13 protein-coding genes are annotated in these 19223 nt (G+C 58.1%); 9 read left to right on the top strand and 4 right to left on the bottom strand.

Annotated features, from left to right (window positions below; translation table 11 throughout):
* Nucleotides 1-91 precede the first annotated feature (91 nt).
* On the top strand, nucleotides 92-1000 hold the full coding sequence (locus ACWUI2_RS07735) for a helix-turn-helix domain-containing protein (RefSeq protein WP_486982280.1): 909 nt from the start codon (nucleotides 92-94) through the stop codon (nucleotides 998-1000).
* Nucleotides 1001-1049: 49 nt separating this feature from the next.
* Here ACWUI2_RS07735 and ACWUI2_RS07730 read toward each other — a convergent pair whose 3' ends face one another.
* Nucleotides 1050-1727 carry a type II secretion system protein gene (locus tag ACWUI2_RS07730; protein ID WP_486985053.1) on the bottom strand — a complete coding sequence of 226 codons (678 nt, stop codon included), beginning with the start codon at nucleotides 1725-1727 and terminating at the stop codon, nucleotides 1050-1052.
* Between the two features lie 483 nt (nucleotides 1728-2210).
* Between ACWUI2_RS07730 and ACWUI2_RS07725 the strand changes: the two genes are divergently transcribed.
* From ACWUI2_RS07725 to ACWUI2_RS07700, 6 genes are all read left to right on the top strand, one after another.
* Nucleotides 2211-3626, top strand: coding sequence for a sulfatase-like hydrolase/transferase (locus tag ACWUI2_RS07725; RefSeq protein WP_486982279.1), 1416 nt, complete (start codon nucleotides 2211-2213; stop codon nucleotides 3624-3626).
* Between the two features lie 4 nt (nucleotides 3627-3630).
* On the top strand, nucleotides 3631-5040 hold the full coding sequence (locus ACWUI2_RS07720; protein ID WP_486982278.1) for a sulfatase-like hydrolase/transferase: 1410 nt from the start codon (nucleotides 3631-3633) through the stop codon (nucleotides 5038-5040).
* Nucleotides 5041-5265: 225 nt separating this feature from the next.
* Nucleotides 5266-7011: a hypothetical protein gene (locus tag ACWUI2_RS07715; protein WP_486982277.1), complete on the top strand. Its 1746-nt coding sequence runs from the start codon at nucleotides 5266-5268 to the stop codon at nucleotides 7009-7011.
* Nucleotides 7012-7054: 43 nt separating this feature from the next.
* Entirely contained in the window at nucleotides 7055-8761 is a 1707-nt protein-coding gene (locus ACWUI2_RS07710; protein WP_486982276.1) for a hypothetical protein, read from the top strand.
* A gap of 494 nt (nucleotides 8762-9255) precedes the next feature.
* The gene (locus ACWUI2_RS07705) at nucleotides 9256-10962 is read left to right on the top strand and encodes a hypothetical protein (protein ID WP_486982275.1); all 1707 of its coding nucleotides are present in this window, start codon (nucleotides 9256-9258) and stop codon (nucleotides 10960-10962) included.
* A gap of 235 nt (nucleotides 10963-11197) precedes the next feature.
* Complete coding sequence (locus ACWUI2_RS07700; RefSeq protein WP_486981012.1) at nucleotides 11198-12796, top strand: transposase; 1599 nt, start codon at nucleotides 11198-11200, stop codon at nucleotides 12794-12796.
* Between the two features lie 294 nt (nucleotides 12797-13090).
* Here the strand turns inward: ACWUI2_RS07700 and ACWUI2_RS07695 are convergent, their stop codons facing one another.
* On the bottom strand, nucleotides 13091-14638 hold the full coding sequence (locus tag ACWUI2_RS07695) for an NPCBM/NEW2 domain-containing protein (protein WP_486982274.1): 1548 nt from the start codon (nucleotides 14636-14638) through the stop codon (nucleotides 13091-13093).
* A gap of 333 nt (nucleotides 14639-14971) precedes the next feature.
* On the opposite strand from ACWUI2_RS07695, the gene ACWUI2_RS07690 reads away from it, so the two are divergent.
* Both ACWUI2_RS07690 and ACWUI2_RS07685 read left to right on the top strand, forming a co-directional pair.
* Nucleotides 14972-15610, top strand: a complete 639-nt coding sequence (locus ACWUI2_RS07690) for a hypothetical protein (RefSeq protein WP_486982273.1) — start codon at nucleotides 14972-14974, stop codon at nucleotides 15608-15610.
* A gap of 75 nt (nucleotides 15611-15685) precedes the next feature.
* Nucleotides 15686-16036, top strand: a complete 351-nt coding sequence (locus tag ACWUI2_RS07685) for a hypothetical protein (protein WP_486982272.1) — start codon at nucleotides 15686-15688, stop codon at nucleotides 16034-16036.
* A 107-nt stretch (nucleotides 16037-16143) separates the two neighbouring features.
* Here ACWUI2_RS07685 and ACWUI2_RS07680 read toward each other — a convergent pair whose 3' ends face one another.
* Both ACWUI2_RS07680 and ACWUI2_RS07675 read right to left on the bottom strand, forming a co-directional pair.
* Nucleotides 16144-17655 (bottom strand): sulfatase-like hydrolase/transferase, encoded by a 1512-nt coding sequence (locus ACWUI2_RS07680; RefSeq protein WP_486982271.1) that lies wholly within the window; start codon nucleotides 17653-17655, stop codon nucleotides 16144-16146.
* Between the two features lie 89 nt (nucleotides 17656-17744).
* Nucleotides 17745-19151 (bottom strand): sulfatase family protein, encoded by a 1407-nt coding sequence (locus tag ACWUI2_RS07675; protein WP_486982270.1) that lies wholly within the window; start codon nucleotides 19149-19151, stop codon nucleotides 17745-17747.
* Between the last annotated feature and the right edge of the window lie 72 nt (nucleotides 19152-19223).

Genomic DNA, 19223 nt, shown 5'->3' with positions numbered 1-19223 from the left:
TTTTCCCTGACATAATGCAGGCGGCGTCGAAGGGGATTCTCCCGGCCGCTCTCTTTCTTAGGGAATTCATCCAACAACTCTTTTCGTTTTCATGGCACCGCCACCCGCATTCAAACCACAGGAGATCCCGAAAATAAACGACGCGCTTCATGAGGCACTGGCCAATCTGGAAGATTTTTCCTGGCCGCCCTGGGATTTCCGTTGCGTTGAATTTCACCTGGGGCAAGGCCATTACAAAGTCGGCGATCACTTCGGCTGGCATATGCACAAAGAGTTGCAACTCGAGGTGATCCTCACCGGCGAGTTCGAATTCGGCGCCCGGGGAAGAAAACCGGTCTATGTAAGAAGGGGAGACGTCTTTTCGGTGCCACCCGAAATCGTCCATCGCTGGAAATGCACCCAGGAGGCTCTGATGATCGGAATCGGCCTCGCTTTGATCCCGCGCCCTAACTCGCTCGCGACTCCCCTGCAATCCTCGATCAACCCGGCGGTAGTCCGTCCGGTCGAAATCTCCCCTCTCACAGACTCCCTCCTCGCGGATTTCCGGCGTCCACAACCATCTCCCGTTTTCGCCGCGAAACGTCTGACCTGCTGGATGTATCTTATCATCACCCAAACCCTGAACAAGACGCTGCCGCTCCCCAAACCGGACGACCATCGCGACACCCCCGAAGTCACCTCACGGAGCCAACGGGTGGTAGGCAAGATCATCCGTTTCATCGATGCCAACATCGATGGAGATCTTTCGATGGAACGCTTTGAAAAAGCTGTCGGTTTGAGCGCCCGTCAGATCCATCGATTGTTCATCGAGGTCACCGGCAGAAGTTGCCATCGCTACGTCATGGAACGCCGCCTGGATGTGGCGCGGGCGATGATTCAGGCCAACCCGGCAATTTCAATCAAGGAGGTCAGCTACGCGACCGGATTCATCTCTCCCGCCCACTTCAGCTCCACCTTCAAGAAAGTGTTCGGAATCTCACCGAGCCAATATCAGCAATAAAACCTCCCCGCGGTTATCGGCCCGTTGCTCTCCCGGAAGCCTTCAGATTTTACGGACTGACGTCATTGTTCAGGCTCTGCCCGCGGGGATAAAAACTGACATGACCGTCGAAGAACAGATGGTTTCGCCCATCTTGAACCACTTCATCCTGCACCCGGATCGCCCAGATCCGGGACAATTCCCGATACCCGTAATACTGGGAGAGCGTTTCCAGGCGCTTGGGCCCCCGAATCGTATCGTCGCTAGCTCCATCGCGGTGCCCAAAGGGCATCACATTATCGTGCGTGCGGACATAATGACGATCAATGTCCGCTTCGCTGACTACCGGGGGAGGATTCAACCGGTACGATGGGCTCATCAATATTTCCGCCCGGAAGATTTCATTCGGCGCCGGCACGCGGTCGACCAGATACGGGGCGAGAAAATACCCGAGACCGGTATAGGTGGTGGACGTAAACATCCTGACGTCGAACGGGATCCCGACCCATGCCGGCCCCGGAAGACGCCCGTCGTTGTCACCCGCGTAAACATGGATCGCCGTCCCTACCTGCCTGAGATTCGACCCGCACGTAGCCCTTGCTGCCGTCTGGCGCACCCGTCCTACAACCGGTATCAGGATTGCCGCCAGAATTCCAATGACGGCAATCACCGTCAGAAGTTCGATAAGGGTAAATCCCCGAACTCGCGACGGCGGTAAAGATTCTGAAACCTGCCGGGGTGAATTCATCCGTTTTCGCAGAATCGTTGTTGGGTTCATCCTGTTACAATTCCCGTACCGATCCCGGATTTCAAAGAGATATGTTTTCCCAAAATGGCTATTTCTTGCTTAAAACGGTCACTCGACCGCCAAATGAGTCCAAATTGACGGCCCGCCCTTCCCGCCGGGATAGGTCCTACGCGAAGATCCACGAGGTCGAGATGACACGATTAGACACCGGCTCTCCCCAAGGAGGTTTCATCTGGCCGATTTGTTGAAGTTCCGCCTTCAGGCGGTCCCCACCTCGACTCAAATTTCGGCCTTAAGGCGGGACTCCAACAGGGCAGAAGCCCCACCGCGGGGGTGTTATCGGCCAGATGAAATAACCCTGGGCTCTTCCCCAGCCATGCCGAATGTCCGGATTGATGATGCAATGGCGTTTTCCATAAAGCGTTTAACTTTGTAGTTCCCGCCCTCGTACAACAGAGTCAATGAAGAACCTGGACCAAACTTGTGACGCGCTATCCAAACATTCTCTTCATCCTCATGGACGACCAGAGGGCCGACCTGCTTTGGGGAGGTTCCTCAATCCGTCCGCTCACTCCCAACCTCGACCGGTTGATTCAGCGCGGAACCTCTTTTCGTAATACGTTTGTAACGACACCGATTTGCACACCGGGCCGGGCGGAAGTCCTGACCGGGTGCCACAGCTTCCACAATGGTGTCACGTGGTTTCGTCAGCCGATCCACAAGGACCTGACCTTGATGCCGGAGTGCTTTCACCAGCAGGGGTATCACACGATATTTGCCGGCAAATGGCATAACGACGGGCACCCCTTCGACCGGGGTTTTGACCAGGCCCGCCGGGTGTTTCCCAGCGACAACCTGAACCAGCGGGAGTATTCCCGTTACGGTCATTCCATGCGCTTCCAGGAGGAAAGGGAAGAAGTCGAAGGCCATTCCACGGATCTCTTCACCGATGCGGCCCTCACCGAGATCCGCCAGGCTCCCGCGGACCGGCCGTGGTTCTGTTATCTTGGCTATCACTCCCCCCACGACCCGTTCGATTGTCCCAAACCGTTTAATTCAATGTATCCTCCAGAGGAGACGCCCCTCCCGGAGGATTACGCTCCGGAACCGCGAAACGACAACGGCGACCTTACGATCCGGGATGAACTCCTTCTTCCATGGCCAAGACGGCAAGCCGATATTCGACGATACCGGGCACGCTACTGGCAGATGATCTCTCACCACGATCATCACATCGGTCGTCTTCTCGACTACTTGGAGGAAAGCGGCCAAGTCGAAAAGACCATTATCGTTTTCACCTCCGATCACGGGTTGGCCGTCGGCAGCCATGGGTTGCTGGGCAAAGAGAACATGTACGATCATAGTTGCCGGGTCCCATGGATCATGGCCGGACCCGGAATCCCCGCCCGGTCGTCGATTGATGGATTGACGACGAACTGCGACATCTTCCCCACCTTATGCACCCTGTGCGGTATCGAGCCTCCGAAGACGATCATGGATGGCCGGTCTCACGCCGCCATGCTAACAGGTCAACCTTCGAGCACCCGCGATTTCATCGTCTCGGCGTTTCGCAGCCCCGGGCCATCCGATCAGAATCTCGAAGAGCCCCGCCTGCGGGAAACCCAGCGCGCGATCCGAACCACAGACTGGAAGTTGATGTTCTTCCCCCTCTCCAGACGCTACGAGCTCTATTGCCTCGCGGAAGACCCTCTCGAACTGAACAACCTCCTCGAGCCTTACCGCATGCATCCGAGCCCGCGTTGGAACTATTCCCCGGCCCATTCGCCCGATGAAATCCTGTCCACCGCCAGAACGTTGCGCGCCAGACTAATTGACTGGCAAAAGGAGAACAACGATCCGGCGGCCAGCCTCGTTTCGGACACGCCCATTGATCAATAGCCTCATGCAGAACGAATCAATCAAACCCAGGAATGTCATTCTCATCCTGGCCGACGACCTCGGTTTCGGCGACCTCGGATGTTATGGCAATCCGATCGTTCAAACTCCGGCATTGGACGCGCTGGCCCAAGGGGGAACGCGTCTGCTCCAGCATTATGCGGAGGCCCCGATCTGCGCCCCTTCGCGGGCGGGTCTGCTCACTGGCCGCCATCATCATCGCTGCGGCGCGGTCGACGTCCCCTCCAACAAGGGACTTGACCGGATCGCTCTTTCCGAGCGGACCATGGCCGAGGCATTCCGGGATTATGGCTATGCGACCGGTATGATCGGGAAATGGCACAATGGTTTGCACGACCTCGCCTACCACCCGAATGCGCGCGGCTTCAATGAATTCGCAGGCTTCCTGAACGGCGGTATGGACTACTGGCGATGGGCTTTGGATTATAATGGCTCCACCAAACACGCCGACGGCCGCTACCTCACCGATGTATTCACCGACGAGGCCGTCGGTTTCATTGAGCGGCATGCAGAGGAACCATTCTTTCTTTACCTTGCCTACAATGCCCCCCACGCCCCGATGCAGGCGCCTGCCGAGGTCGTCGAAAAATACGCCCGGGAACACAATCTCTCCCCAACCGTAGCAACCCTGTACGCGATGATCGAAATTTTGGATACGGGGATCGGGCGGATCATGGAGCAGCTTCGGAAACTCGATCTGGAACAGGAGACGATCGTCTTGTTTACCAGTGACAACGGCGCCTGGCTGGGAGACGATTTCCAACGTTACAATGGACCCTTCCGCGGAATGAAATCGGACGTCCTCGAGGGCGGGATCCGCGTACCGGCCATTGTGCATGCGCCCGGCCTGATCGCCGCCGGACGCGACTCGAATGAAATGATAAACAGCGTTGATTGGTTTCCGACTCTGATGGAGTTGGCCGGGCTGTCCTGTTTCGCTCCCCTCCACCCCTTTGACGGAGTCAGCGTCGCGCCGTTGCTCCGGGGGGAAACCCAGACGGTTTCCCGCCTTCGCTACTGGCAATTCAACCGCTACGATCCTCTACCTCGCTGCAATGCCGCCATGCGCGACGGCCCCTGGAAGCTCTGTTTCCCCTTCCGCAACGGAGGAAATTGGAAATGGGAAGGCGACAACATCTGGTACCAGCAGGGGTGCGTCGAACCGCATCGCCTCATGCCCGTCGACCCGACGCCAACCGTCCGTCCAGAGGTCGGAGAACCTCTGCTTCCACAACTTTTTCACATCGACGACGACCCGCAGGAGATGAGGGACCTTGCCGCGCTCGAACCCAAGAGGATGGAGGAAATGACCCGGCAATGGGATGCCTGGTGGGAGGAAATGATGCGGGACTTCCAGCAGGCGCGAAAACAAAATGTGAGATGTCACTTTCGTTGATCCTGCGCACGAGTCTTCCTGTAACGCCACCCTGTGATACACTTCATAAGAAGCGGAACCGCGTCGCGTTCATGATCGCTTCGGTTGCCGCTTCGCTTTTCGCGAAGCGGTTTACAAAAAGATAAAAATCACGCTCAACAGAAGCGAGCGCAAAGCGCGAGGGAGCGGAAAATTAGTGTTTCGAAAGATTCGTTTAAACCGGCTTCAACCACAGCTTACACAACGATGATCAACACCCGTTTTCACGCTCCCCGCCGCTTCTCCAGTTTGGTGGGACCTCTCGGTGTCGCCCTCGCCTGCTCGGTCGGCGCGCCGGCGCTGTTGGCCGCGTGGTCGGTCTTTCATGAGGCGGCGGGCGCCCTCCCGCCTTTCGAACGCGTCGGTCCAGGGCCCAACGACGTGACGATGCGCACACTCGAGTTCCGCAAGGTGGCGCCCGGATCGCTTACGGACCCGTTCCAGGCCATCCGGGACTTTCATGCCAACCGCCTCGAGTGGACTTACATCGACTTCGACGAACGCGACCGGGCGAACATCGAACAGGTTCGGCAGACGGGCGTCGTCTTCGGCGGAGCGGGATCGGCGAGTCTGCACGGCTCCATCCGCGCGTTCCCGCAACAACCGCGAGACATCCACATGCTCGATCTCGACGGCAACCCCGTCGTGCAACCGCACATGCGCGGCTGGGACGAGTTCCGCGGGATCGGCGACCCGTCCAACCCCGCGTTCTACGAGCACCACCTCGCCTACTACCGCCGCATCATCGACTGGGGCGCGGAAACCCTGCACCGCGACGAACCCGAATCGCCCGTCTTTGCCGCCGAGCGCTACGGCGGCGGATTTTCCCCGACCGGAGTGGCGGGCTTCCGGAAATGGCTGGCCGACCAGTTCAACGCGGACGAACTGAAGGCCCTCGGCATCGAGGATGTGACCGCTTTCGACTACGCGGAACACCTCCGGGCCATCGGCGCGCCCGTAGGCGACGATTTCACCCGCTTCGACTGTCCCCTCAGACCCCATTGGGTGCGGTATTGGGAAGAAACGACGACAGCCTTCTGGAACCGATTTCTCGCGGAAATCAAGGATTACGGCGGCAATGGCCTGACCATTTCCGCCAATAACAGTTCCCTCCAAATGTGGGAGACCTACCACCGCGAATTCGACTTCGCCATATCCGAATTGCTCCTTGAAACGGCGAATCCCGTGCATATCTGGCAGCGCAGCCGAATCGGGCGTGAGGCAGGCAAAGTCCAAGTCCTCGGTCCGCCGAAAACACGCGCCCAACCAGTCTCGGAAGCCGCCAAAACCCGTCTCCTGCGCCGGGTCGTGGCCACGGCCTACGCCTGCGGCATGATCGGTAAAGTCCCGTGGGATGTCTTCGACCAGTCGCCGGACGGCCTTAGCCGGTACTTCGCCGATCCCGCCGACATCGCCGACCTCTACGCCTTCGTGCGCGCCCACGACTGGCGCGGTTACGAAGAAGGCGCGGCTTTCGGCCCGGGGATTGAAGGGGCCGGCCCGAACGGCTCGGCGATCCGCGCGGAGGGGGGCACCGGCGGTGTTTACGGCTTCGTACGTGCTCCGATTCAGGATCCGGATCAGTCGCTCCTTCTGCATCTCGTCGACTGGGGCCTTCCGGAGTCGCCCCCGGAAGCGCCGCACCACTTCCGCACGCCTTCCGGGGAACGCATCCGAATGTATCCGCCTTCGGAGAACATCGAGCGCACGCGCCCCGAACCGTTTACCCTCGTGGTCGACACCAAAGCTTTTGACGACCCGGAATCGCTGGTCTTCCGCCTTCGCGTGCCCGCCCCCTACGATACGGACGCACACGCCCTCGCCAATGCCTCGGCCGACTTCGGGCCCCTCGTTGAAGAGAGCATTCTCACGCCGGAACGCGACGGCGATCAACTCCGATTGCGCATTCCCTTCCTCGAACCTTGGGGCCTGATCGAAATCTCCCGGAAGTGATCAACAAACGTCTTGTCGAATCAAAAAACTATCCAAGATAATCATGAAACTATCCAACCATCTCTCCCTAGCGCAAATTCTCGTCGCGTTCTGCTTGGTCGGCGCCGCGGTGCCCGCTTTCGGGGGCGCGCCTGAAACCGTGTTTGACAAGGCCGATCCCGCCTGGCGGCCGGCCCACGCTCCCCGGGCCTCCGATGTGATCATGCGCAGCCTGCGGCCCCGGGTCGACGACAACGAACACAATTCCATTGAGGCGAGCCAAGCCTTCCATGTCACGCGGCACGAATGGACCTACCTCAATTACGAAATGCAGGGCGGAAGCGCTGAAGCGACCGCCGAATTCATGCGGCGGGCGCGCGAAGAAGGCATCCTCGTCGGCGGCGCGGGCTCGGGATCGTCTCACCACGTCGACCGCTTCACCGATATGAATATCGTCGATTTTTGCGTCCAGGAACTCGACGGCAGCCTTTATGTCATGCCGCACAAGCGCGGCTGGAATACTCCTCCGGGAATGGGCAGCGTCTTCAGCGACGAATATTTCCGTATTCACCTTGCTCACTACACGGAGCAACTCGACCTCGGCGCAACGTCCCTGCAACGCGACGAGGGATGGATGGCCATCAGCCATGGCTACGATTTCAACCCGGATGCCGTGGCTGCTTTCCGCGAATACCTCGCCCGCCACTCCACCGCCGCGGAACGTGAAGAATGGGGCATCGGCGATGCGGCGGATTTCGATGTCGCCGCCTACTTCAGGAGTCTCAATCCCCCCGAGAACGGCGGTCAACGTTGGTTCCGCACCTGGCTCCCGGACGATCCCGTCAAACGGATCTATGACCAGTTCGTCGTCGACGGCGTGGTCGATTTTTACCAACGCCTGCGCGGCGGTCTCAACGACCATACCGGAAACCATGTGCCCTTTTCCTGCAACAACACTTCGCGGCAGCAGTGGACCCCGGCCCACCTGCAGTTCGACTGGGCGATGTCCGAGTTGATGTTCAACACCGCCAACCCCCAACACCTTTACGATCGGTATCGCGCCGGAATCAATCACGACAAGGTGCAGGTCCTTTCCACACCCAAGCCCGGCGGGGAAGTCGAGGACCCCGTCGCCTTCCGCAAACTCAATCGGAAGGTGATCGCCCAGGCCTATGCCCTCGGCGGCCTTTGCAAAGCCCCATGGGACCTTTTCCTTCAAACCGCCGACGGCAGCGGGCGCTACTTCGGCGAAGCCGCCCACTACGCGGACCTCTACGGCTTCGTTCGCGCCATGGCGCTCTACCTGGAGGGATTCGAGGAAGCCTCCGCCTTTGGCAGCGGCATCCCCGATGTCCACGGATGGGAAACCCATCCGTTGCGCGTCGACGGGGCCGACGCGGTCTATGCCTTCCTCCGGGTGCGCCCGCGCGACCCCGCCTCCCCCATTGTCATCCACCTCGTTAACTGGGGCGACGCCGACGAGGAAGCCGACATCCTCGTGCGGGCCGAAGCCATTCAGCGGAACACCGGCAACTCCGTCGCCCGTCTTCTGCGTCCCGCTCCCTACGACGAACGCCTCCACCGCCTCGCCGAGCATCGTCAGGCCGCGCTCCGCTTGCCCGGAAACCTTCGAGGACCGGAGCAACACCCGGCCTACCAAATCCTTGTCGACTACACCGTGATCGATCCCGAAGAGACCGCCGATGGCTGGCTGCGCTTCCAGTCCATCACCGCCAATCCGTGGAGTATCCTCGTTATCGAAAAACCATAATCCTGGTGACCGGAAACTCAAAAACCTCCGCCGGGCGCGGCGAAGTCCGCTACCGCGTCGGCGGAGAACTCGACGCCATCGCCGAACACCGCGCCTTTTCACAGACGCTCCCGCGCGCCCGACCTTCGTACCGACAAAACGAATGTGTTGCACAAAGCACAATCAAGCGAAAGGACCCGGAAGACCAAACATCTGCTACGCTGGTCGCTGGCGCTTATGCTCGGACTCCTGGTTCCGGCCGCGGGGAACGGCGATGTCGGTTTCGAGTTCACGCAAGGATCGCGGCTTCTTCACCATTCAAGCGATGAATACCTCTGGAAACTGACCTGTGAAAATACCGACCAAACTCCGGGTTACGGAGGTCCGCTTTGCGACAAAAATCGTCCGGATTGTGCAGTTCCGCACCGTTGCATGCAATACCATCTCAGGATAATTTCAGGCAAAAATAACCCCCGGCGCCGTCCGGTGGTTCAAACCTAGCTATGCATCATAAAATGATCTCCGTATCCACTTCGTTTCGTTGGCATCACACGCCGATCCTTCTAGCCTTCATTGCGCTACTTGCCGGGGCGGCACACGCCGAAACAACCGCCGAAACGGTCTTCAGCAAGTCCGATCCGCTCTGGCGGCCCGCCCACGCTCCCCGCGCCTCCGATGTGATCATGCGCAGCCTGCGGCCCCGGGTCGACGACAACGAACACAATTCCATTGAGGCGAGCCGCGCTTTCCATGTCACCCGGCATGAGTGGACCTACCTCAATCCGCATATGGATGGTGTCGACCACGATACCGCTGCCCGCTTTGTCCGCGAAGCGACGGCGGACGGCTTTCTCGTCGGTGGGGCCGGTGCGGGAACGATCAACCAAGTGCGCGGCCTTACCGACCAGCCTCCCGAAGCCATCTGTGCACTCGATATCGACGGCAACGTCTTCGTCATGCACCACCAGCGCGGCTGGGATGTGCCGCCCGGCCAAGGAAGCGTCTTCAGCGAAGAATTTTTCCGCGCCCATCTGCGTCACTACACCCTCCAGCTCGACCTCGGGGTGACCTCGCTGCAACGCGACGAAGGATGGATGTCGATCAATCAAGGTTACGATTTCCGGCCCGAGGCCATCGCCGCCTTCGGGCGCTACTTGGTCGAACACGCCAACGAAAACGATCTGCGCGAATGGGGTATCGCCGATCCTTCGAATTTCAACGTCGCCGAATATTTCCGCGGCCTCGGTGTGCCCGAGGACCGGCCCCAGCGCTGGTTCCACCGGTGGCAGCCCGACAATCCCGTCAAGCAACTCTACGACCAATTTATCGTCGACGGCGTAGTCGATTTTTACCAACGCCTGCGCGCCGGCCTCAACGAACACGCCGGCCGTCCCGTGCCGTTCTCCTGCAACAACACATCCCTGCAACAATGGACTCCAGCCCACCTGCAGTTCGACTGGGCGATGTCCGAGTTGATGTTCCGCACCGCCAATCCGGAGCACATCTACGATCGCTACCGCGCCGGCATCCGCCACGGCAAAGTACAGGTCCTCTCCACCCCGAAACCGATGGGTCAGGTGAAGGACCACGCCGCCTTCCGCACCCTCAACCGCAAGGTGACCGCCCAAGCTTACGCCCTCGGCGGACTGTGCAAAGCCCCATGGGATCTCTTCCTGCAAACCGACGACGGCAGCGGGCGCTACTTCGGCGAAGCCGCCCACTACGCGGACCTCTACGGCTTTGTTCGCGCCATGGCCCCCTACCTGGAGGGCTTCGAAGAGGCCGCCGCCTTTGGCCAAGGCATCCCCGATGTCCACGGCTGGGAGACCCACCCCCTGCGCGTCAACGGGTCCGGAGAGGCGTATGCCTTCCTCCGGGTGCGCCCGCGCGACCCCGCCTCCCCCATTGTCATCCACCTCGTTAACTGGGGCGACGCCGACGAGGAAGCCGACATCCTCGTGCGGGCCGAAGCCATTCAGCGGAACACCGGCAACTCCGTCGCCCGTCTCCTGCGTCCCGCCCCCTACGACGACCGCCTCCACCGTCTCGCCGAACGCCGCCAATCCGCCCTGCGCCCGTCCGGAAACCTTCGAGGACCGGAGCAACACCCGGCCTACCAAATCCTTGTCGACCACACCGTGGTCGAACCCGAAGAGACCAATGGCTGGTTGCGCTTCCGCGGGATCGCCGCCGATCCGTGGAGTGTCCTCGTGATAGAGTGACCGCGCGGAAGTGTGCGGACTGGGTCGATCGGCGATTGAACCATTCCGAAAATTCTTTCTGTATCCAAAGACTCATTGCGGTACACTTCAGAATTGTGGTTCCATCCAAACGGAATGCCCCGATAACTAGAGCGTGTCCGAAAAGGTGATTGGCTATCGAAAATCGGCCAGGAAAACGGGAATATTAACCGTATTTAAGCTTGAAATACAAGCGGCCTCAAGCTGTTGTGGTTAAATGACTAAACCTAACCATAGTTCAACAACTGAGGCCAACGGCAATCCTGCACATTTCACGCCCTGTTTCAATAACTTTTATTACGCCGCGAGCACGGATTTCAGCGAGTTCTTGGCCGAAAGTGCCGATTTATTCGATTCGAGGCCCGATTTGGTGGTGAAAATCGAGGCCGATCTCGACCGGCACGGCTTGGAGAAAAAGAAGCTTCGGCGGGCCGACCGTCTTTTTCTCCAGAGCCAAAACGGTGCGTTGGCCGGGCTCGAAAACCTTCCCGAGAGTTTTCCGCCGCCACGCTTCGATGCCAAGGGCCGGAAACTGCCGGGTAAACTGGAGGTGCTCGAACAAGGGCGGCCACGGATGCCTGGCGCGGTAGCGGGGGTTTTGCTGTTGACGCGCGGCTATCACGGCTCCTGCACCAACAAGGAAGCGCTGGATTTCATGGGCGAGTCCAAAAGCCTGGAAGCTTTTCTGGTCGGACGCGGGCTGAGCCTGCCGGGGCGTTCGACCATGAGCGAGTTGCTCAATGCGATCAGCCTTGAAACGCGTGAGGCGATCCTTTCCGCCCAGTTAAACCGGGCCAGCCGGGAAGAGCTCGACAGCTTCGATCAGGTCCTGATCGATAGTACCGCGACCAAGGCCAATTCGTGCTGGCCGACCGATGCCAAGACCATCTTCGTCCTGGCCCGGCGCCTTTATGAGATCGGCCGCAAGTTCGAGCTTTTCGGTTTGGCAAATATCCGCCCGGGACGCATGGAGAGCTACCTCGAAGAGCTCTCGAAAAAGCCTTTTCAAATCAATCTTAACGCTAAGAAAAAGAAGAAGTTCCAGAAGTTTTGCCGGGAGTTCATTGAGTTGGCGGCCAAACTTCTTTGCCATGCGGATAACGAGTTCAAGCGCGTGGAGGCAAGCTGGAACGAACGACTCGACAACGGGCGGATCCTGCCCAGCTTGCGCCAACAGGCCAAAGCGCGTGTCGATCTGTTTGTCGAGAGTCTGCACCTCGCCACGAAGTCGCTCGAACAAATGCGCCAACGCATTTTCGAAGAAAAAACCTTTCCTTCGACCGAGCGCGTCTTGAGCGTTCACGACCGCTCGGCGGCTTACATCCAAAAGGGAGGTCGCCAGCCGGTCATCGGCTACAAGCCGCAATTGGCCCGAAGCGCCAATGGATATGTCGTCGCGCTGAAGGTCGATTCAGGCAACACCTCCGATTCCTCCAACCTGGTGCCGATGGTGGAAAGAGCGATCGCCAACACTGGAGTCATACCGCACCTGACCAGCGTGGACGACGGCTATTCTTCGCGGGAGGGCCATGATCGGGTCAGGGAGTTGGGAGTGGAGATCGTCAGCATCAGTGGATCGAAGGGAAAGAAGCTCCTTGGCGAGGACTGGGACGGGGAGGAGTATCGCCTGGCCCGGGCCGGCCGTTCGGCCGTGGAGTCTTTAATGTTTTGCCTGAAGTATGGCTTCGACTTCGGCCAACTCAGCCGGACAGGCATTGCGGCAGCCCGCGAGGAATTTTTGGAGAAGTGCCTGGCCTACAATGCGTGTCGGACGATCCTGCTGCGAAAGCGAAAACGACGGTGCCAAGTCGCTTGAGCGAGGTCCCCCCGTCATTCCAAACAAAGAACGTCGAAGACGGAGGATCGGTCCTGTACCGATCCTGCTCAATTTGGTTCCAAAACGACGATTCGGACCGTATTCACTGTTTGGTTACTGCCTTTGGGGGTGCCGGATTCCACCCATCCACCAAACATCCATCTTCAATCAAACAATCGCCGCTCGTAAAAACCCTTTTCGGATGGAATCTAACTACATGAATGTTATTTCAAGGGATGAGGTTGAACCTTTAACGCTTAGGCTTGAGTGATAATAAAGCGAACGGTCGGTTATTCAGAAAGCCGAGGGATAGGCCCAGACGAAATTATTCTGATCCTCAAAAAAACCTCCCCGCACGGTCCTGAGTTCAATCCTATCGGTTCCTTCTGGAATGCGCAGAGTGATTGAAAATTCGCGCCTTTCGCTGTCAATCAGTTGTCGTTTTGAGGGGTTGACGATAGGAGTTTCGTAAGCCAGCCGGTTGTCGAAGTAAATCTGAAATCTCCCGCAAGGACGCCGGTCTTCCAGATCGTCGATTCCCACCCGGACCGAGAAAAATTCCCACTCCGGATTAACCTCTGTCCTCAGGCGAACATCTCCCTGGGTTGAGAACCCTCGTGTGATTTCCTGGCCCATGAGAAAAATCTTTTCGCCATGGAAGGAGGCATTGGTCTTCAAGGCGCCGGAAACGGCCGTGAAACGTTCAGATAGATCGACCGCCCGGCGACCGTTGCGATCTATTTTTTGCGGGACAGTATAATCCTTAAATACCCTCAATCGCACGTTGATCTGCGCGGATTGCCTTCCGGTTTGTGGATCCAGCACGTATGCTTCGAGAATAGCATCCGAATTGATGCTCAGACCTTTTGCGGGATTGACTTCCTGGAAGGATCCCCGGTCGCCTCGATTCGCGGGGTCGACCAACCGGGCCATGATCTTATGGCCCCGGTCCGCTTCGGAAAAGAGAATAGTAGAACCCCTGGGAACAATCGATCGTCGCGGTTCCCGAATTCCAGGAGCCTTAATCCCGGCACCGCCTTCGCGCAGGGGCTCCAACAAGATGATGCCCCACGGCGAGATGGCTGGCAACTCGACGGTCTCGCCCCGGTAGGGTGAAACGACCCAAGGCTCTTCACCGGGGCGAAGAAAGCTTAACCGCACGTTTTCCGAGCCGGCGATTGGCCCCGGATCCAGGGTCACCCGTGTTGCGGCCGGCTCCTCATTCCAATCGACCAAATGAATCACCTGGACGTTCGCATCGGGATTTTTTCGCAAAAACCCGAAAACATTTTTCGTGTTGATCCAGATTCTATCTGTCAAATCCCCTCCCCCTTCATAAATCAGTTCCTTGTTCGGCAACCAGGAGTATAGGCGCGCGATTTCGTCAATCCCGGACGTACTCACAAGGTGATAATCGTCAAAGTATTCGCGGTTCCCGGAAACAAAATGGTAGAGGTCCCCAAAATCCTCTAGAGTTCCATAATAACGGGGAGCATCGTGCATATACATACACCAGGGAACCATTGGAATCATTCCCGTCCCGTAGGCTGTGGCAATGTGTCGTCGTAAATTCGGAACAAAATCAGGATTGGTCTCATAATTTCGGTCTACCATCGACACCAGCGCCTGCATTCTGTTCGCCCCGCGGGCACGCTCAGACTTGATGAGCATGGATTGCGGCTGGTTGAGATGGGCCTGAAATTCTCCTATCCGGAAGTCAAAGGCTGCTTCATACTCGAACATCGGCCCGGATTTATTCAACGACCAGGGGATCTTTATGCCCGTTTTCTCCTCAACGATCGCCTTAAGCTCCAGGTAAAAATCCCGGTCGGCCTGCATCATGGCATCCAGGTAAACCGGAACCAAGGGGCTGCCCCGCCAAGCCCACAGAGTGTGGTCCGGCGGCGCTCCCAACTCCCTGAAATGCCTCCTCACGTTGAAGGTTTCCACATCCTCCACCCCGAGGGCCCTCAGTTGGGTTTCGTCGAAATTGTCCTTCAGGTAGTTTCGAAAGTAAGTCACCGCGGAATCGGTGAAATTCCCTCCCGAACGTGGTGCAAAATAGGATGCGGCCGGATCGTCGCGGTGGATGGCGTCAATGCCAAGGCCGTACAGTGAAACAAGATATTCCGCATAATATTTCGTCCACTCCGGATTGGTCTGGTCGGGTTCGAAATGGGTGACCAGGTGGTCTCCTCCGAACCGCATCCGGTGACTGCGAATCACCTGCTCGCCTTCGACATTGCGGATGGTAAAACGCTCGACCAGGTCGAGGATTTCGTCGCGGGGCAGGTCATCGATCCAAAACTCCCGGGCATTTTGTGCCATGGTGGTCCCGATGCCAATTCCCCTTTGTCTGGCCTGCTGGTTGAATTCAAAATCGTTTTCATAAATCCAGACGATGCGGTCGACCTTGAAGGCTTCAGCGGTTGCCAGGGTGTCCCTTTCCACCCTCGGAGGCCGAGGCCAGGGCCGGATGCTGCGCATCAGGATATCCCCATGACGAAGCTCCCTCCAGTTTTCAAAGTCCCCGGCGCCTCCCCCGGCATTCAGAACTTCCGCCTCTCTCCCCGAGACGGAAAGGTTGTCAAGATTGGCCTGCCGAAGGCGAATGTAGATTCCATCCCAGCCGGTCGTCGCTCCGGGGGATCCAATGCCAAGGGGGGCTTGATTCTCGTTTTGCCCGGCATCAAAATAAAGCGGGGTGAAGTCCGCCTCTCCCTCGGTGAGATTCTTGATCGCAAGCGTGGCCTTTCCGCCGTCGGCGGGATCCCACTCAGACTTTACCCGATACCAATGACCAACGACCGGTGATACTGTATTTCCATTTGTGTCGCGGGCCTGAGCGGCCTCCCCCAGGATTTCACCCCGCACTATCCAAACACCATTTTGAAGGCCGACATGGGCCGCCTGGCCGATGCTGGCCCGGCCCGGATCAAAGGTTCCGATTCCAAACGCCGCGTTCGCGTTCTCCGCGACGGCCCGCACATCGAAAATCAAGGTCAGCCCGCTTCGTTTGCCAATACCAAGGCGTTCGACGCGCAAGAGGTTCCGCGAGTCGTCGCGGCTGCCCAGAAATTGGACTCCATTCTCCTGCTCGACCCAGGCGGAGGGATGCGGCTCCGCGCCAAAGCCCCGTGTCCAACCTTGTTGCCCGGAAAGCTCCCCCGGACCGAAGCCTTTTTGGAAATCCTCCCGCAAAGCCGCCCCGTGCAACAGGCCCGTGAGGATTGTCGATAAACCCACGATGAACAGGTTTCCCTGCCATCTTGTAATACGCCGATTCTGATTTCGCATTACGATACTCTTAATTGAATTGTATTCCACCGGCGCGAAACCGGAACAGGTCAGTAGCCGCGTTTGACTTCATTGGTGGTCTCATCGGTGATAGTCCCATTCTCCCGAAGCCGCTTGACAAAATCATCCCGGTCATAGGGAGCGTCGCTCCAAACATCCTCCCGCCATGATGCGAAAGCCCGCATCATCTTTAAAACCCGTTCCGGGTTTTCGTCGGTGACGTTGTTTAATTCCGATCTGTCCTCCTTCAAATTATATAATTCCAACGGGCGGCTCACGTGGGAGCGAATCAACTTCCAGTCGCCGTCCCGTACCGCAAAAATCCGGTTCTCGAAATGCTCCATCCATACCTGGTAAGGTTTTTCCCAGAACAATATCCTCTCGGGTTCTTCGCCATGCCTGAGGAGACCGGAAAGATCGATACCGTCGAACGGCCTTGCATCCGGAAACGGCTCCACCCCGGTCAACCCCAGAAAGGTGGGGAAAAGGTCCATCGTCATGGTCGGCGCTCCCGAAATCCGGCCCGCCTCGATGCTCCCCGGCCAATAGACCACCGTTGGCACGCGCACCCCTCCCTCATACACGGTTTGCTTTCCCAGGTGTTGATTGAAGGGCGGATAACCATACCCCGACTGACCGTTGTCCGAAGTGAAGACGAGGAGTGTGTTTTCCATCAGCCCCCGGGCTTCGAGACCTTTGCGTATCATTCCCACTGCCTCGTCCAGCGCCTCGACGAGCTCCTTATGGATTCGCCCGTAATCGGTGCGGAAAGGGCCAGTCGGACTCCATTCGTTTTCCGTTCTATCCTTGTCGCCAGGCCCGACTCTGGAGGACCCATGAGGAGCATTGAACCCCACGTAAAGGAAAAAGGGACGGTCGTCCTCCTGATCCACAAAGGCCAAGGCCTCCTCAGCTTGAACATAGGTCCAATACCTTCCTGACGCAGGCACCCGTTCGCGATTGCGGTAAAGGATGGACTGGCCGCTCCGGACCATGGAAAACATGTTTTCGGCGCTTCCCTGCACCCCGACGAAATGCTCGAAACCGTGGTCCAGCGGATGGTATCCCGGTTCTTCAAGGGGACCCAGATGCCACTTGCCGATCATTCCGGTCCGGTATCCACCCGCCTGGAGGACCTCGGCGACGGTTGTCTCATCGGACCGCAGTCCGACAAACGGTTCTTCGGCTTCCGGATAGGCCGAGATGAAGGCGTTTCTGGTTTGACCCAACACGTTCGTAACTCCGCTCCGATGTTGATACCTCCCTGTCATGATGGCGGCCCGGGTCGGGCTGCATACCGAGCAGTTGGCATAGAAATCGGTCAGGATCAATCCGTCCGTTCCCAGGGCGTCGATCTCGGGTGTGTAGATCGGGGGTCGATTCTCTCCTTGGGGAGAAGGAAGACCTTCCTCCCGGAACAGCGATACATCCCCGTATCCCAGGTCGTCGGCAACCAACAGCACGATGTTGAGAGGTTTATCCGCATGGACCGGCCCATCGAGAAAGAAAACACCGGCCATGGTGAGACCAAAGAAGAATGTCTTCCGGAGCGTGTGTGTCATCGGTTTTCTGGTTTCGATCAACATTGATATGGCCATTTAATATTAGTGTATAAAATGAGGCAGAAAACGGCGCTATGATCTGACATGAATCATTCTTTCTCATGCGAGTCCTCACCCCACCGGGGATCTTTATCCCAGGGCCGCGGTGGATTCGGCCGATATCGCGGAGCAGCGTCTCGCTCCGGCAGGGAACGAACAATTTCAGCCAAACGGTTTCGGGCGACAATCGCCTCCACATCATCGGAACCGACTAGATTTACTTCTTCAAAGGGATCGTTCCCCAGATCATGCAGGCGATGGATTTCCCGATCCTCGTTGACCCATGCCTTCCATCGCTTGTCACGCAAGACACGAGCGGCGAAGTCCACCCTCGGAACCACACGGCCCTCTCTGAACTCCGCCGGATGCCCGCCCATCGACAGAATCCACTCGCGGTCCGAGGAATCCGAATCTCCGAATAACACCGGCACAATCGACCTTCCATCCACTTCCCGTCCGGGTCCGTCCGGCAGCGGAACACCCGCAAGCTTTGCGAATGTCGGGAGAAGGTCGGCGAAGTCAGTCAGCGCCGCCGTAGCCACTCCCGCGGGGACCAACCCCGGCCCCCACGCGATGAAGGGCATCGCTGTGCCAAACTCGTTCAGCTCCGTCTTCCCTCCAGTAACCTCCCTTCCGTGAATTCTTCCAGGAATGTTGGTGCTTCCATTATCACTGGTAAAGATGATCAGGGTCGGCCGCGCAAAATCCCCTTCGTTAACCGCATCAATGAATCGTCCCACCATCTTGTCCAAATATCGCACCATGGCCTTGTATTGGCCCAATTCTCCTTCTGCATCCGGTTCGTCCGGAGTCGTAGTAAAAGGCACATGCGGCAAGACCATCGAGTAATAAATAAACAGCGGATCGGACGCGTGCTTATACATAAAATCAATCAAGAAGCTCGAGAACAGGTCAGGACCAAACTCGCCGTCATACGTCCGGCTGCCGTCGCGGGTGTGAATGTAGGGATTCCAATACCTCTCCTGGCTGACCAGCAGGTTTCCCGCCTCTCCGCCTGTCCACATCGCCCAGTCGTCAAATCCCGCTTTGTCCATGGCGTCAGGCTCAACACGGAAATCACTCACCTGCCATTTCCCCGAGGCCGCCGTCTTGTAACCCGCCTCGCGCATGATCAGGCCCATTGAAGTATTCTCACGGGTATCGAAATGCGCCCCGTTCCCCCAACGTGGAACGTCCCAGTGGTTCACCCAACCGTGCCGGTAGGGATGCTGACCGGTCAGGAGCGTCAGGCGCGTGGGCGTGCATTGAGGCATCGCATAGGCATTTTCGAACCGCATACCTTCATCGGCGAGCTGGTCGATTCGCGGCGTCCGGATCTTCTCCGATCCATAAGCACTGACCCATTCCCGCCCGAGATCGTCCGCCAAAATGAAGACGATGTTCGGCTGGACGCCTGTCTCCGCTCGAATGGAAACCGGCCACGCAATCGCGCTCATTGCCAACCCAAGCCAGGAACAGCGCCGGAACCCAAGCCGTAATCTTTCCCAAATCATCTCTTTGTTCGTGCC

The organism is Verruconatronum alginivorum (assembly GCF_056590205.1).
This window is presented reverse-complemented; position numbering and strand designations above follow the sequence as displayed.

What these genes read in the sequence shown, in the direction of transcription:
- ACWUI2_RS07730 (WP_486985053.1), bottom strand. Translation starts at nt 1,727, where the DNA reads ATGAATTCACCCCGGCAGGTTTCAGAATCTTTACCGCCGTCGCGAGTT.
- ACWUI2_RS07680 (WP_486982271.1), bottom strand. Translation starts at nt 17,655, where the DNA reads ATGACACACACGCTCCGGAAGACATTCTTCTTTGGTCTCACCATGGCC.
- ACWUI2_RS07715 (WP_486982277.1), top strand. Translation starts at nt 5,266, where the DNA reads ATGATCAACACCCGTTTTCACGCTCCCCGCCGCTTCTCCAGTTTGGTG.
- ACWUI2_RS07720 (WP_486982278.1), top strand. Translation starts at nt 3,631, where the DNA reads ATGCAGAACGAATCAATCAAACCCAGGAATGTCATTCTCATCCTGGCC.
- ACWUI2_RS07700 (WP_486981012.1), top strand. Translation starts at nt 11,198, where the DNA reads ATGACTAAACCTAACCATAGTTCAACAACTGAGGCCAACGGCAATCCT.
- ACWUI2_RS07710 (WP_486982276.1), top strand. Translation starts at nt 7,055, where the DNA reads ATGAAACTATCCAACCATCTCTCCCTAGCGCAAATTCTCGTCGCGTTC.
- ACWUI2_RS07735 (WP_486982280.1), top strand. Translation starts at nt 92, where the DNA reads ATGGCACCGCCACCCGCATTCAAACCACAGGAGATCCCGAAAATAAAC.
- ACWUI2_RS07675 (WP_486982270.1), bottom strand. Translation starts at nt 19,151, where the DNA reads ATGAGCGCGATTGCGTGGCCGGTTTCCATTCGAGCGGAGACAGGCGTC.
- ACWUI2_RS07690 (WP_486982273.1), top strand. Translation starts at nt 14,972, where the DNA reads ATGGGTGACCAGGTGGTCTCCTCCGAACCGCATCCGGTGACTGCGAAT.
- ACWUI2_RS07705 (WP_486982275.1), top strand. Translation starts at nt 9,256, where the DNA reads ATGATCTCCGTATCCACTTCGTTTCGTTGGCATCACACGCCGATCCTT.
- ACWUI2_RS07695 (WP_486982274.1), bottom strand. Translation starts at nt 14,638, where the DNA reads ATGATGCAGGCCGACCGGGATTTTTACCTGGAGCTTAAGGCGATCGTT.